Here is a 17,457-nt window from a genome sequence, read left to right as displayed (position 1 = left end):
TAATTAAGTTTAAGATTAATAAATTAGTAATCAGAATTAAAATATATTTAATATAAATATTAATGCAAATAAAATAAAACCATAATTGATTACTCTCAATAATTTTTTAAACCAAAAATTCACCTAATTCATAATATATTATATAAAATTAAATTTTACAAATATAAATACTTTTTAAAATTATGTTCTGTTTTAAAAATATTTTATAAAATTTATGCAGAAAATTAACTATTTCATCTCTACATTCTATATTTTAAAATAAATTAATTTCATTTCTTAAGTAAAATATCATTAAATTAATCAGATATTTAACTTGAATAATTATATACTCTATGCTAATTTAACTATACATATCCTTGCAGCTACAAAAAGGAAACAAAATATGTATTTAAACACTAAAATTTATTATATTTACTCCTTACCAAATATATTTACTAAAAATAATTGATAATAATTTATTTTTTAGCATTAAGTATTTAGATTAATAAATTTTCAAATTTATTTTTAGTTACTAGTTATAGGAGAATATAATTTTTATTAATTTATTTAAACAATAAACTTGTAATTAAATATAGAATATTGATTCTATATTAATGAATTTTTATTATATTTTTAAATCAAATATTACTCAAAATATAAATAATTTTTATTTAGAGGTTGTCTACAATCTAATTTAAAACTGAAGGGTGAAAATTATGTTAGAAGCACAAAATGTAAGTCTAAGTGAAATTCAAGCATGGCGTAATCAGATTGAAAATGGAGATTTATCCGATGTTGGCGCGGTGTATCAGCAACTGGCCAAACGTGGCTATCATTATGCTAAATGGGCATATGGAGTAGCTTCTTCAGATAGCATTACCGGTAATGGCGCGCTGGAATTTATGCAGGCTGTAGCGAATGAACATAATCATATTCTAACGACCGATGAAACCAATAAGATACGCCGCGGCATGGCCTTGGGCTATCTAGATATTCTAGCGAAAAAAGCTGGATCAGGTAGTGTAAGCCAGGATATTAGCTATAAGGAAATGCGAGAATTTCATATTGAGGTATTTAAAAATAATAATGTTGATATTAACTACTGGACGCTGTATGAACCTATGCGCATTATTGAACAGTATGCGTCGGGGAAACTCATTGGTGGGCGTGAAATCAAAGGCGAACAGGTTGTCGAAGAAGTGTGGGAAGCTATGTGGGCTACCAAAGGCACCAATGTCGATAGCTGGTTGATGAGCTTGGGATTATCTGGAATCATGAGCGATGCTCAAAATGGGTATATTTATATTAATAAACTAACTGGTACACCTGAATCCCTTGCTTCGATAACGCTAAAGGCAGCGGGTAGGGATCCGGTTACAGGATTACTGATTTGGAGTTGCTATAAAAAAGTGCCAATTTCCAGCGCTGATCAGGCACTGGCGAAAAAGTGGGTGGATAATACTAGCAAATATGCCCCGGTAAAGGATTATTGGGTTGAATTTGGTAGAGAAGGTCTCCAAAATTTATGGTACAAGGACTATGCTTCTCCATCTGACCAATATAAAGGCAGTTATTTTGAAAATCAGAAAAATACCGACGCTGCAAAACAGCAATTTAAATTTAACTGGGAAGTAGCTGGTGGCAAGGGTGTAACAAAATGGATTATAGCAGCAGTATTAAATACCAATAGCATTAATTCATCCGATCCGCGGATTAATAGCATTAATGACGATAATTTTGCTGATAAAGGATTGGGATTTATCTTTGATCCGGTGAATGGTCATCGCCAGGAAATTGCCGGCCAGCCGGGCAAATTTGAATTTAAATACCAGCTGGCGTTTATCGATGAGCTGCCGGAAAAATTATTATCTCAGTTGCAGACATGGGAAAAACAAGGCAATCAACAAATAGTATCGCTGTATCTGAATGCACTGATGCAGCTTAATCCTGTAGTAATCATAAATCCAGACGAAATACCTAAAGTTAGAACAATTAATGATGTTGGAGAAAACTGGATAAAGTTACGTACATGGATGATTCAGGAAATGCGCTTTGCTCAAGCAAAAGAATATGACAATGAGTTAACAATGCAGCCGGCTCACCTTCAACAAATTGCTGAGTCTGGTCCCCTAGCCCGTCCATTACATCTGGGATATCAACAACTAAAATCATTAGTCGAGTCCATTCGTGTACAGTATGGCTTTGGTAAAGAAGATGCAATTCTATTTTGCGATAACCAAACTGGTCAAAATTGGTGTACAGATCCTAACACCATTGAGAATGCACATCATGTAGTCATGTTGGCAGAAAATAATACTCAATCATACACTGGTGGAGAACTGGCTGATGTAATTGTTGGCGGTAAAGGTGATGATGTAATTTCTGGTAACAATGGAAATGATTTTCTGTTAGGCGGCGACGGCAATGATACGCTAAGTGGGGGTAAAGGTAATGATACTTTATCCGGTGGCAATGGTATGGATAATTATTATTATAATTCAGGAGACGGCAAGGATGAAATCTATGACGATGATGGTAACGGCATAGTCTATCTGAATAATAAAAAATTTTCTGAATACAAATGGCGAGTTATAGCAAAAAATCTATGGCAGTCTGAAGATGATAAATGGCGACTAAAATTAGAAAACAGTGGTGACTTAAATATTCAGTCATTAACTGATAAAAATGATTCACTTACTATTAGACAATGGGACATCATGCATGGAAACAAGCTGGGGATTTATTTTAGCGGCGGTGGAGATCCCTCCTCTACCGGCAAAAATAAAATTCTAGGAGATTGGCGTACTAAAATCATCCGAAAAGAAGATTATTTTGATATGGATGAAAATAAAACGGGGCTATATTATCCAAATTGGAAAAATCGCAATACTGACGGCAGTATTGTAAACGGTAAAAAAGAAAATGGTTTTGAGGATGTAATTTACGGTACTGATCTGGATGATGAAATCTATGGTATGGGTGGTGGCGATGCCATTGATGGCGGTTTCGGTAATGATCTGATTCTGGGTGGTGATGGTAATGACCTTCTGACCGGAGGAGGCGGATCAGATACGATTAAAGGTGGTAATGGAGATGATTATATATATGCAAATGGAAAATTATATTTATCTGATCGATACTACCCCGGTGAACGCTGGCAAATGCCAGCATCAGGTAAAAAGCTTATTTATGCAGGTCCTAATTGGGGAATATATAATAACCATAACGATAGAATGATCATTGATGGGATCACCTATGCCATTAATGACGCAGCAGATACAGGCGGAGATTTTCTCTATGGCGGGGATGGTAATGATGACATTATAGGCAGTAATCTGAATGATTATATTGAGGGAGATTCAGAGGTTTCCGAGCAGGGGGATGATACAGTTTATGGAATGGGTGGAAATGATCATATTATTGGCGGTAATGGTAATGATTATTTATATGGCGATGGTATTATTGGTTATGGATCGTTGAATACACTAGATGGTGCTGATCATGGTGATGACTATATTGATGGTGGAGACGGCAATGATGAAATAGTCGGAGGTGGCGGCAATGATGTGATCATCGGTGGGAATGGTGATGACAAACTTTTTGGTGATAATGATAGCTATACAAAAGAAAGAATGCTGGAAGCCCGATATCATGGTAGCGATACCATTGATGGCGGTGCAGGAAATGATGAAATATTTGGCGGCGGCGGAGACGATTATCTGCATGGCGGTAATGGTAACGATAAAATATGGGGGGATGATTCAGATGCCGCCGGTCGCCATCCCGAACTAAATGGTAACGACCACATCTGGGGTGATGACGGCGATGACTATCTGGATGGAGGTTATGGTAATGATAATATACATGGCGGAGAAGATAATGATTTGATTTTTGGTGGTGCCGATAATGATGAACTTTATGGTGATAATGGCGATGATACAATTTATGGAGATTTTCTAAATGAAAACGTCGCTGTACATGGTAATGATTACATTGATGGCGGCGAAGGAAATGATTATTTAGTTGGGGGCGGTGGCGATGATTGGATTGTTGGTGGAGAAGGAAACGATACATTATTCGGAGATGACTGTCAGACAGGTTTTGAGCTAAACACTGTAATGGCAGGCGATGATTATCTTTCAGGCGGTGCAGGCAATGATAATTTAATTGGCGGATACGGTAATGATACTCTGGATGGCGGTACTGGCGATGATCTAATTTTCGGTGGTGGCGGATGCGATATTATTTATGGTGGTGAGGGTAATGATCAGATTGCAGGTGATTTCAGTCTGGCTGCCGATACCCATATTGATGCTACAAATAATGAATATAACGATGTAATTTATGCCGGTTCAGGTGATGATCTGGTTCTCGGCCAGCTTGGTGATGATCTGATTTATGGTGGCAAAGGTAATGATCGATTATATGGAGATATGGGAGAAAAAGCATCAGAACATCATCCGCAAAATAATGGTAATGATACGATTTTCGGAGAAAATGGTAACGATTATATAGATGGCGGATATGGCAATGATTACCTTGATGGCGGTGCTGATAATGATACTATTTTTGGAGGCGGCGGAAACGATTTAATTTATGGAGGCGATGGCGACGATAAATTAATTGGTGATGCATCTAATGAATTTGATATAGATAATGATGGCGATGGAGATGATGTTATTTACGGTGGTAATGGTAATGACACAATCTATGGCGGAGGCGGTAATGATTTATTACAAGGTGATGATGGAGATGATGTTATCTATGGCGGTAGTGGCGATGACAAATTATTTGGTGGCGATGGAGATGACTGGCTTTACGGAGGTAAAGGAAATAATTATCTGAACGGTGGACTGGGTAATGATAGTTTTATTTTCAAAAACGGAGATGGTATAACCACTATAGAGGATTATAATGGTAAGTCTACTATCATAGTAGATAATTTAGATCAACTGAGTTTTACACAATATGAAAAAGGGATAATAATCTATACCGGCATACTTGGAGATGCTATTTATCTGATAGGCTGTTTTGCTGACGGTCGAAAGAATAGTCTTCCTTTGGATCAGATTATATTCACCGACAATAAAAAATCTCAGACCTTGTTTGATCTGTTTTCATCAAATCTTAACACCATTGCGCAAAAATATAATCAAATTATTGATGGAGACTCTACTGACAACAGTATATGGGGTACAGAAAATAATGATCTCATCTACGGCTATACAGGTAATGATATTTTACATGGCGGTGCAGGTAATGATTACATTGAAGGTGGAGATGGTAACGATATTTTATATGGTGAAGATGGCGATGATATTTTAAATGGCGGACTGGGAGAGGATACACTCATCGGAGGTTCAGGCAATGATATTCTGACTGGCGGAGATTATGAAAAAGACATATATATTTTTCAGAAAGGGCATGGACATGACACTGTTAACGATCGAGGGGAACAAACGGATCCCAATAATGTAATTTTTCAAAATGCCAGTTATTCACAGACTCAGTTCAGTCGTACCGGTGTCGATCTGATAATTAAAGCTTACGGAACCGAAGATTCTGTTACATTTACCAATTATTTTGCCGGCAAACTTTATCAGAATTTTATTTTTAATTTTACAGATAAAACATTGAATTCCGAAGATATAAATAAAATCGATTATGATAGAAATAATAATCATCAGAAATCGATAATTAAAGGCTGGAAAGGAAAAGACATCCTCTACGGTACAGACGGTGATGATGAGCTAGACGGTGGTGATGGTGATGATGAACTGTATGGTGGTGATGGTAATGATGAATTAACCGGAGGAAGTGGTTACGATATTGTAAATGGAGGAAAAGGTGATGATATTATTTGGGATGATTTAGGAACTGATCGCTATATTTTCCAGAAAGGCCATGGTCATGATGTGATTTATGGTTGGGGAGATTATGATTCAAATTATGATTATGAAGAAATAGACGAAAGATATCTGGATTTTGAAAATTCTATAGATGAAATAGAATTTCAGGGAGCTATTTTTAATCAAGCCAGATTTATACGCGGCGGAACAGATGGAGATGATTTAATTATCTATGCTTATGGCACAGATGATTCTCTCTTAATCGCTGATTTCTTTTCTAATCCTACAGGCAGAAGTTTTCGATTCATCTTTGATGATAAACAAATTACTCTAGATGATATTGCCAATATGATATTTGTAAAAAATGTGCAGGAATGGGGAACTGGCTGGCGTGGACGAGATCAGCTTGAAGGAGATGAAAATGACAATAGTATAGAAGATGATTTTGGAGGAGACGATATCTTAAATGGATATGGTGGTAATGATTATTTAGGGGGTGGGCCAGGAAATGATATTATCAATGGCGGAGATGGTGATGATTATTTATATGGAAATTCCCGATACATTAATTCAGGTGAATGTTTTGACGACGGTGATGATATACTTGATGGCGGAAACGGAAACGATCGTCTTTATGGACAAATTGGCACTGATACCCTGATTGGTGGTTCTGGAAACGATTATTTAGCAGGAGGACACTGGGAAAAAGATCGTTATATTTTTCAGATAAACCACGGTGAGGATATTATATTTGATAAAGGATATGATGATATTGATTTTCATTACTTTAGCAATGAGCTAATTTTTAAAGGTGCTAATAGTCAAAATGCACGTTTTAGCAGATCTGAAAATAATTTAATAATTTATGCTTATAATACCAATGACTCTGTTACCTTGAAGAATTTTTTTGAAAGCCGCTTTCATCGCGCTTTTACTTATGAATTTGATGATAAAACGCTTTACTTAGAAGATATTGTAAAATATCTGGCAGAATCTTCGGAAGAAAATGTAACTGAACTAACGAGCAATCTGAATAATCAGCATGTTTATCTATATAGTCCTGATAAAGATATATTTGATGAATCTTATGAGGATTATGAGGATTATAGTAAAGTTATAGGAACAAATGAGAATGACAATATAGAGGGGATATCTGATTATGCAAATATATTAATTGGCAATGACGGTGATGATTATTTAGCTGCTATGGGTGATTATAATGTGCTGATTGGTGGTACAGGTAATGATATTATTAGCACTGATTATGGAAAAAATACTTATATTTTTCAGAACGGCCATGGTCAGGATATCATTAACCAAACAGATGGTAATAATGGAACACACTACTCTGAATGGACTGATGAACTATTTTTTCAAGGCGCTAAAGCTGAAAATGTCAGGTTTATCCGTAAAGGAGAGGATTTAAATATTCAGGCATATGATAGCGATGACTCCGTTACATTAACTTCATTCTTTGCTGAAAATGGACATCGGGATTACAGATATATATTTGAAGACCAGATTTTATATTTTAATGATATACCTAAAGACATTTTTCCAGAAAAAAAATATGAAGAATATGATAATATTACATCAAATAATTATGTTACTTCGATTAAAGCACCGGGTATTTCAAACCCCATAAAAGCTAATAGCGTAGATATTAAACCTTCTTCAAAACCGGTCAGTAGTGTAGTAATACAAAATATAGATCATCTTATTGAACTAATGTCACAACTTACACCTAAAGGAGGTTATGATCCTTTAAACGCAGGCGATTCAGGTAAAGAGAATATACTGCCAATGCATTGGATTACTCATCATTATTTTTAATTTTTACAAAATATTGATATTTAATAAATCTATTTATCAACCTGTAACTGTAGTTACAGGTTTTTCATTGGCTTCATACTTATATAGATAAATTTTGTCATTTTACTCTATAAAAATTTGTTAATTTTTCATAGTAAGATATTAATAGTATGTGGTTTATCTTATATTAAAGTTGATCAGTAAAATCACTTACATTTTCATATTATGAACTGGAATAGTTGTTAAAAATAAATTTAATAAAGATAACTATTATCTGGTTGGTTATAATATTAAAAATAAGGGTAAAAATTCAGATTTAGGCAATATCATCTTTACAGAAGATGGTAAGCAGGGACAAACCTTATTAAATCTGATTAAAAAGAAAAAAAACTACTTTCCCTATTTCTCAATTTTTAGAAAATACCGATATTAATAACCGTCAGTTTAATTTATCAGAAGATAATTTAACAAATAATCCTGATGATTATATAAATAGATTTTCGGATTTTCCATTGAGGCATACAGCGCAGTATGAAGAATACACCCACATAGTAAATACTCAGACCAATATCAATGCATGCAATAAAGGCATGAATATTTCTGACGCTACGTTACTTAGTCAGGCAATAGCCACAATGGCATCAGAAGATGCTAAATGTTGTAACTCTTCGCTATCAATACCTGATCCTGCTGTAGGTTTATCCAATAATTATGCATCGGCTTCATTGCTGTAAACTCAGGGCTATACTCAGATAAACTGAATCAGGCCTGTAACACTAGGTTACAGGCTTTTTTATGGGTGTGTATGTTTATAAATTATGGATTAATATAATCACGATGTATAATCTTTATTTGGTGAAATATGAAAAATTATATTGTTGATTTATCTATGGAGAAATAATACATGTGCCAGTTGTTAGGCATGGATTGCAATACCCCTACTGATATTGTCTTTTCTTTTGAAGGTTTTCGTTTGCGGGGAGGTCTGACTGACAGCCATGCAGATGGTTTCGGCATTGCTTTTTTCGAGGGGCACGGAGTGCGTCTGCTTCAGGATGATAAGCCTTGTGCCAGCTCACCTGTAGCGGATTTGGTGCAGCAATATAAAATCAAATCGGAAAATGTAATAGCCCATATTCGCAAAGCTACTCAGGGACAAGTGCACTTAGTAAATACACATCCGTTTGTACGCGAGTTATGGGGAGAATACTGGGTGTTTGCACATAATGGCAATTTGCGCCGTTTTAATCCTTCTGAAGGTGAATATTTTAACCCGGTAGGCTCTACGGATTCAGAGCAGGCCTTCTGCTATCTTCTTGAGCAGTTACGCCAGCGTTTTCGTCACAAGCCTTCTCGGGAAATTTTATTTAATGCTATAGCAGAAATTACTACTGAGCTGCGTCAGTATGGTTTATTTAATTATATGCTTTCGAATGGTGACTGGTTAATTGCCCATGCCAGTACCCTGCTTTTTTATATTATCCGGCAGGCGCCTTTTGGTAAAGCTGTCCTGGCAGATGAAGACGTAGCTATTGATTTTTCCGCGGTTACTACACCACATGATCGTGTAGCCGTAATTGCCACATTACCGCTTACCTGTAATGAGCAGTGGCAACAACTGGCGGTTAATGAACTGGTGATGTTCAGCCAGGGAGAAATTGTTTTGCGCGATTGTATCCAGCCGGCTCAATATATGAGTGTAGAGGATGGTCTGACCATCGCACGCAAAGCCGGCGTTAGCATGTAACAGATTAAATTGAACTAAGAAACTAAAATTTTAGAAAATCTGTTATTAACTGAACTATCTTATGTTATTTATCCAGAATGGATTTAAACCAGATTAAAGTATAGTAACAATTGCAGATATTTGATGCAAATCCAAATATTCATTAAATATCTATATCTGCTTTCAGGCATTTTCTATAGTAATTAGTGAATTTATAAAAGAAAATCCCGGATAATTCCGGGATTTTTTTGTTACTCAGATATGAGAATATTAACTATATATTGATTACATAAATCCATAAATCAGAATTGCTATTACGGCTATCGGAATAACATAGCGGCATAGCACTTTCCAACAAGCAAATACAGCCGGACCTAAATTCAGTTCCTGACGAATTCTCTCCTGATTCATCATCCAGCCGGCAAATACAATCGTACCAAGACCGGTTAACGGTAGCATAAGCTTACTGGTCAGATAATCGAGAGAATCAAAAATATTTTTACCGAAAATTGTAATATCCTGCCACTCATTAAAAGACAGCAGGCAGGCAATGCCCAATGCCCAGATAAACAAACTACTTACTAAAGTCGCTGATTTACGTCCCAAATGAGTTTTTTCTTCCAGTAATTCAACTGTCGGCTCCAGCAATGAAATTGAAGAAGTCAGGGCGGCGAAGGTCAGGAAAATAAAAAATACAATACCAATAATAGTACCACCGACCATATTGCCGAAAGCGATAGGTAAGGTAACAAAAATCAGACCCGGACCTTCTCCCGGTTGCAGACCATTGGCAAATACCAGCGGGAAAATGGCCATACCGGATAACATGGCAACAATAACATCCAGAATAACTACAGTACGTGCTGTAGAAATCAGATTCACATCTTTACCCAGATAGGAACCGTAAGCCATCATAATACCCATGCCCAGAGACAAGCTGAAAAATGCATGCCCCAATGCCGCCAGTACTGCCTTACCGGTAATAGCAGACCAGTTAGGAGTAAATAGGAAAGCAAAAGCCTTACCAAATGAAGGTCCGCTGACAACAGCCGCATAAACCACCAGACCAATCAGTAAAAGACCCAGCCCTGGCATCATCACTTTACAAGAACGTTCCAAACCGGCACCAACACCCATGGCTACAATCAAAGCGGTAGCAAACATGAAGACGGTATGCCATGTAAGTAAATGGCTTACACTACCAAGAAATTGCTGGAAGACCTGACCGGTACCCTCGCCATTTAAACCTTTAAAAGTACCAGTACCGGCAAGAAAAATGTAATCAGCAGCCCACCCGCCAATAACGCTGTAAAAAGAAAGAATCAGGAATGAACCAAGTACGCCGATAATACCTACCCAGCGCCATGATTTAGATTGCCCTTCATCAGCAGCTACATCTTCCATGGTGTGAATCGGATTTTTCTGCCCGCGACGGCCAATCAGCCACTCAGCCACCAGAATAGGCAAACCAATCACAAACATGCAAATCAGGTAGGTAAGCACAAATGCTGAACCGCCCATCTGACCGGCCATATAGGGAAATTTCCAGATATTACCCAAACCAACTGCTGAACCTGCTGCGGCGAGCATAAACCCCATCCGCGAGCTCCACTGAGAATGCGACTTTTTCTTTGTTCCGCCACTCATCGCTACTGCCCCTTACTTCTTAATTCAAACTTTAATCAATAATCATGCCATGAATCACATTTTTGGACAAGAAATGATTGTGAATGTACCGTTTTTGAGACTATTAAGCCCATTATTCAGACATTATGTCCAAATAATGGGCTTAAATATGGATTAAATTCAGGCTAGTTCCAAAAAGTGCTAACTTAAAAAAACATATTTACAACAATCGATGCTGTAGTGCCGGTAGCTTAGTACGTACTGATTGTAGAAATTCGGCATCCAGCTCTGCACAAATAACACCCTCTCCTTCTGGCAAAGAGGCAAGGATTTCTCCCCAAGGATTAATAATCATACTATGGCCATATGTACGGCGGCCATTTTGATGCTGCCCACCCTGTGCAGACGCCAACACATAACACTGATTTTCAATTGCTCTGGCAGTTAATAATGTGTTCCAGTGTGCTTTACCCGTGGTATAAGTAAATGCTGCCGGTAACACCAGTACTTCAAACGGAAGCTGGGCACGGAAAAATTCAGGAAAACGTAAATCGTAACAAATACCCTGTGCCACAGCGATATTATCAACTCTCAGCTCGGGTACATCCATGCCCCGCAGTATTGTATCGGCTTCTGCGTAAGACTCATTGGCACCAGTGTAACCAAACAAGTGCATTTTATGGTAAAAACCCAGCAATTCTCCTGAGCGTCCGTACACCAGCATGGTATTAAATATTTTGGTTTTATCCGTACTTTGTAAAGGTATAGTACCACCAAACAATATGATCCCCAGTTCAGCAGCCAGAGTTTTCAAAGCTGTTTGCAATCGGCCATCTCCAAAAACCTCAGCCACAGCTACTTTATCTGTTTCGTCTTTACCCATTATCGGCCAGTATTCAGGTAATACTACCCATTCCGCACCTGCATCGGCAGCTTGCCGAACCAGACGCTGCATGGTTTGAATATTCTCAGCAATATCAGTACCAGAAACCATTTGTACGATGCCAACTTTGATACCATTCATGTATTACTCCTTCAATACTTTTGCCATAACTTTGTCAGTTGGGTTATTTATAGTCTTAACTATTTCAATAGGCAAATAATTTGTCTTGGTATATTACAAACTAAAAGTTGTTCAAAACAAAATCAATAGTAAATAAAAACAATTCATACATTAATTAATTCATTTTGACTTTAGCATAAATTATTCACTACAATAAGTATTTACTTTAACAAAATTAAACTTTAACGCCACCTAAATAACATATTAACAGGATAATAAATGCGAACCAAATACCAGACACTATTATTTAAACAAGATAACCTGATTGGCTGCCTGTGAGTAATTTTCACTCTGCTAGATAAAATAATTAAATAGAAATTAAGAATAATCTTGAAATTATTCTAATTTACTCAGGAATAATCATAATGTATCTACAAAGCTTCACTATTAAAAATTTTCGTAAATTCGGGGATCAAGACAATGAACTACAATTTGTCAGCTCTAATAAAATAAATTATCAGAATCGGGATAATATAACACAACCACTGGTTTCTCCGTCCAGTACATTAATTATCGGCAAAAATAATACTGGTAAAACAACTATTACTAATGCATTAAGTATGCTATCTGAAAATAAGTTGTCTATAAAATCCAGTGATTTTAATTTATCTTATCTTAAAAAATTGATTAGAAGCTATATAGAGGCTTTTCAGAATGATAAAAACGACTCTCAAAAACATCTAGAAACACCAAAACTGGAATTCCAATTAAAAATCAAATTAGATGATCTTAATGAAGATTTAATCACAAATCTATCTGAGTTTACTCCAATTAATGATTTCTCCCGCAATAAAGAAATTATTATCAATGCTACATATACACTGAAAGAAGAAGCTAATTTTCTTCAGCAGGTTAAAGATCTGATTCAAAACAATCGGATTACGTCTGAGAATAGTGACTCAGAACAGTCTGAACACAATATAAAGTTAAATAATAAACTGCTGGAAGAAATCTGTAAATTACTGGACAATAGAAATGAAACAGAATACAAATTAAGCTTCACAAATAATCTCAATAGAGAAGTCAAAAATTTTTCTTTGCGCGATCTTCTGGAAATTAAATGTATCAAAGCTAATCGCCATCTTGATGAAAATGTTCTGTCTAATGTTTTCCAGCGTATTGTTAATTCTTTATTTACCAAAAATATTAAAAATAACAGTAAAGAATTATTTATCGACGAAATAACAGTAATTAATACTACTATCACAGATACTGTTAAAGATAAAAATGATTCTGTAAGTGAAATAATAGGAGAAATTGAACAGTTAAATCATATTGACATGAAACTGAGCGGAAATGTCAGTAAAGAAGATATTTTAAAAAAGCTGATTAAATACAGCTTTAGTGATGGCGATGACTATATTCCGGAAGATCAGTTTGGTTTGGGCTATATTAATTTAGTTAATATTATCGGCGAAATTATCTATTATATTAGCTCATATGAAGAAAACAGTCACAGAAGCCGAATTAATATACTGGTTATAGAAGAACCAGAGGTTTTTATGCATCCGCAGATGCAAGAATTTTTTATTAAACGCATTGATTCAGCGGTAAACAAGGCCATCAGGGAAATAAAACCTGATGCAGATGCAGCAGATTACATGTCTCTTAAGTGTCAGATTATAATAACTACTCACTCTTCACATATAGTAAACAGTAAAATACACAGTTCCAGTTCATTTGATAATATTAATTATTTAACTTTAGAGAATAAATGTAGCAAGGTAATACCATTATATGACGCATTATTTATTCAAGGCTTTTCTAAAAAAAGTTCTCAGGAAACTGGTCAACAAATAAATCATAAATTAGATCAAAAAGATTTATTATTTCTTAAAAAACACATTAAATATAAAGTATCTGAATTATTTTTTTCAGATGCAATCATTGTGGTTGAAGGAACAACTGAAGAAATTTTACTTAATTATTATCTGGAAAAAGAAAAAAAATTAAGAAATTATTATATTTCAATATTTAGAATTGATGGTGCTTATGCTCATATTTATTTCCCACTATTACAACAAATAAATATACCTTGTGTAATCATTACTGATATAGATATTAAACGCAATAACACTGAGCCATGTGAATCTACAAGTTCTGAACAAATTAGAAGTTTAAAAAATCGAAAAACTACCAACAATACATTGAAAATATTATGTGGAATTGAAAAACTGGATGATAATTTACAATATAAAGAAATCAACAATACTTATATTGTTTTTCAAAAAGACCCTATCAACGAGCAATATGCTACCAGTCTGGAAGAAGCAATTATTTTAACCAATTATGATAACCAGTTGGTTATCGAATCACTTAAATCAACTATATCCACCGAAATGTTCAATATTATAATGGATAATAATAGGATTAATCCTAATAGTTCTTTTGAAATACAGAAAAAACTCAATACGAACGGGGGTAAAACAAAATTTGCCAGCACACTCCTTTATAATATGATTACCGTTACTGCTAATACAGATCCAGACTCATCGAATACCATACCTAAATTACCTCAGTATATTACTGATGGTTTTGAATGGTTAAAAACACAATTGGAAAATGATAAAGGGAAATAAATATGAGTCTGGAAGAAAATCTGAATCAAGAAATTCAGCAACAGCAGAAAATATTTACAGCCATTGATAAGTTTGAAAGTTTTATTGTTTATGCTGGTGCCGGTGCTGGTAAAACCTACACACTGATTGAAGCAATCAAATATATTTTGAGTCATCATTTAGATACCTTGCACAGACACAATCAAAAAATTATCTGTATTACCTATACTAATGTGGCCGTTAATGAAATCCGCCAACGCTTAGGAGAAAGCCAATATATTCAGGTGTCAACTATTCACGAAATGCTTTGGCAACAAATCAGATTGTATAAACAAGATGAATTGATCGAGTTACATAAAAATAAACTTGAGAAAGAGCTTAGAAAAAATGAATTGAAAATAATAGAACAAGTTAATCATCCTAATCTTTCTTGTCTGAATACTGAGGAAAATAAAGAGTTATTTAAACAGTTTGTGAAAAAAAACAAAAAGCTATTTTTTAATCTGGAAAAAGTGCTAAACACAACCCAACTCAGAAAAGAAAAGATATTGGAAATAAATCAAACAAATCCAATATTAAATCAGGAAATTTTAGAAAAATCCTTAAAAAATTTTGCTATTTTCAAAAAATATTTTAATCTTGTCGATAGAAATATTACTTTTCAACAAGCAATAGAAAAAATAAATAATTCTCAAAACAATAATAATATTTTATCTGTAGAATATGACAGTAACTCTAACAGTGACCGTTTGGCTTCAATGAAATTTAGCCACGATACTCTGCTTGAATATAGCTTACAGCTAGTAGAAAAATATGATATGTTTAAAAAATTACTGACAGATAAATATCCTTATATGTTTATTGACGAATATCAGGATACAAATGAATCTGTTGTAAGAATACTGGCAAATTTACACCAGTATACCTATCAGCGAAAGCAGAAATGGCTTGCTGGATATTTTGGTGATAGTAAACAAAGTATTTATGATACTGGTATTGGTGATAATATCGAGAATATATATAAGGAAATATCGGGAAATAAGGAAATACCGGAAATTAAATTAAAAAAAATTATTAAAAATTTTAACAGACGCTCAGAAAATCAGATTATTGATTTAATTAATAAAATTAGAAATGATACTGTAAAACAAAAGCCAATTGATCCGGCTAAGAAAAATGGCATAGTTGAATTTTATTTTCTGAAGAACCAAGAATCAATCAGAAATGAAGAAAATGATGCTTTTGTAATTAATCAATTTATTAACAAATATATTACCACTTTAAACTGTAACAGACCTGTTGATTGTCTGCTGTTACTTAATCGTTCAGTTGCTTTTATGAGCGGTCTGCAACAAATTTATAGCGCTATTGAAAAAGCAGAATTTATCTACTGGGATAATATGAATGTTATGATATTTTCACACTTACTCAATAAATTGCATCCAGCTATACTACGTCTGTATCAGCTGGTAACAGCCTATAATACATTGAATAATCAAAATACTACTCTTTATGATTTGTTCGGAAATACTCAGCATAAGGTTACTTTTGCTGAAGCAAGTAAATTAGTTGAAATTTTTACAAACGGACACCCTCAAACTTTAGATGATTTAATAAAATATTTTTCAGCCAATTTAAAGATTTTCAGAGACCAAAAAGAAAATAAAGCAATCACATTTTGGTTGAAAAACTGCTTTGGAATTAATATCTCTGACGTATTTCAAAGCCACGATAAAGATTCAGATGACTCTGCTTTTGCCGATTATATATACAATAATTTATATGAAGACATGTACGGCAATTCAGATTTGATAAACTTAGAAAGTGAAAACGCAAATAAAATTATTCAAGATAATCGAGATAAAATCCAAAATATATTAAATATAGAATTAATTTACTGGCAGCGCTGGATAGCTTTTATTAATAAAGAACATGATGAAGATGATCCGGTAATTTATCATACTTATCATGGTACAAAAGGAGAGGAATATGAAAATGTAGTTATCATTATGGAAAACAGTTTTGGGAAAAGCAAAAAAAATAAATTTAAAGATTATTTTTCTAGTCTATCTTCTGATACAGTACAGGAAAATAAAGAGGAGATGGAAAAAAAGGAGCTGGAAAATACACGCAATTTAATTTATACAGCATGTTCCAGAGCACGTAAAAATCTATGGATACTTTATCTGGATGACATTACTGATATCAAAAAAGAGATTGAATCTTTATTTGGCACAATTAAAGCGTTTGTCCCAGAATTACATTAGTCTGCTTTTACTATTAATTATTCAGTAAAATTAATAAACAATTCATATTCAATAAAAGATTCCGGATATATGCTTAATTCAAAAAAACAGATATCTGGAATTTTTGTATCAATCAAACTGAATATTTAGGTCAGTTTAGTTTGGCAATGTGTACAGATACCTGTTAGTACAATATGCTCATCATTAAGCATAAATCCATTATCTGCAGCACGCTGCCGTAATGCTGCCCATTCTGAGCTGAGACTTTGTTCATCTACAGCTCCGCACTGGTTGCATACCAGAACAAAATCACTGTGATGAACGGTATTGTCCTGACAGTGACTATCACACTCATGTTGTACATGACGACAAAGTATATAGCCGTTAACAGCAGGTATTTTATGTAATACACCCTGCTCAGCCCAGAAATCCAGTGCCCGGTAAGCAGTAGGCGGAGCAACCGTACTGTTACTGTGCTGTTGCATAGATGCCAGTACCTGGTAGGCTTTAATAACACCACTCATATTTAATACAATATCCAGCACCTGAGTACGCAGTTGGGTAACAGTAACTCCTTGCTGAGCACACTGTGCCATGA

Annotated in this window: 8 protein-coding genes; 5 read left to right on the top strand and 3 right to left on the bottom strand. The window is 34.7% G+C overall.

Going from position 1 to position 17,457, the window contains the following annotated elements:
• Nucleotides 1-695 precede the first annotated feature (695 nt).
• The 3 genes from H3V11_RS11845 (at nt 696) to H3V11_RS05605 (ending at nt 9,387) form a co-directional block, all read left to right on the top strand.
• Nucleotides 696-7,661 carry a hypothetical protein gene (locus tag H3V11_RS11845; protein ID WP_198223797.1) on the top strand — a complete coding sequence of 2,322 codons (6,966 nt, stop codon included), beginning with the start codon at nt 696-698 and terminating at the stop codon, nt 7,659-7,661.
• Nucleotides 7,662-8,152: 491 nt separating this feature from the next.
• Nucleotides 8,153-8,374 (top strand): hypothetical protein, encoded by a 222-nt coding sequence (locus H3V11_RS05610; protein ID WP_198223795.1) that lies wholly within the window; start codon nt 8,153-8,155, stop codon nt 8,372-8,374.
• Nucleotides 8,375-8,544: 170 nt separating this feature from the next.
• Nucleotides 8,545-9,387 (top strand): class II glutamine amidotransferase, encoded by an 843-nt coding sequence (locus H3V11_RS05605; protein WP_198223793.1) that lies wholly within the window; start codon nt 8,545-8,547, stop codon nt 9,385-9,387.
• A 264-nt stretch (nt 9,388-9,651) separates the two neighbouring features.
• Here the strand turns inward: H3V11_RS05605 and H3V11_RS05600 are convergent, their stop codons facing one another.
• Nucleotides 9,652-11,013, bottom strand: a complete 1,362-nt coding sequence (locus H3V11_RS05600; RefSeq protein ID WP_198223791.1) for a sodium-dependent transporter — start codon at nt 11,011-11,013, stop codon at nt 9,652-9,654.
• 199 nt (nt 11,014-11,212) lie between these two features.
• Nucleotides 11,213-12,016, bottom strand: a complete 804-nt coding sequence (locus H3V11_RS05595) for a carbon-nitrogen hydrolase family protein (RefSeq protein ID WP_198223790.1) — start codon at nt 12,014-12,016, stop codon at nt 11,213-11,215.
• A 404-nt stretch (nt 12,017-12,420) separates the two neighbouring features.
• Here H3V11_RS05595 and H3V11_RS05590 point away from each other — a divergent pair, with 404 nt between their 5' ends.
• Nucleotides 12,421-14,634, top strand: coding sequence for an AAA family ATPase (locus tag H3V11_RS05590; protein WP_198223788.1), 2,214 nt, complete (start codon nt 12,421-12,423; stop codon nt 14,632-14,634).
• Nucleotides 14,635-14,636: 2 nt separating this feature from the next.
• Nucleotides 14,637-16,880, top strand: a complete 2,244-nt coding sequence (locus H3V11_RS05585) for a UvrD-helicase domain-containing protein (protein WP_198223787.1) — start codon at nt 14,637-14,639, stop codon at nt 16,878-16,880.
• Between the two features lie 125 nt (nt 16,881-17,005).
• Here H3V11_RS05585 and H3V11_RS05580 read toward each other — a convergent pair whose 3' ends face one another.
• On the bottom strand, nt 17,006-17,455 hold the full coding sequence (locus H3V11_RS05580) for a Fur family transcriptional regulator (RefSeq protein WP_370386278.1): 450 nt from the start codon (nt 17,453-17,455) through the stop codon (nt 17,006-17,008).
• Nucleotides 17,456-17,457 lie beyond the last annotated feature (2 nt).

Source organism: Snodgrassella sp. W8158, from assembly GCF_016100435.1.
Lineage (GTDB): Bacteria > Pseudomonadota > Gammaproteobacteria > Burkholderiales > Neisseriaceae > Snodgrassella > Snodgrassella alvi.
The sequence above is the reverse complement of the archived record's forward strand: the minus strand, read 5'-3'. Positions and strand labels throughout refer to the sequence as shown.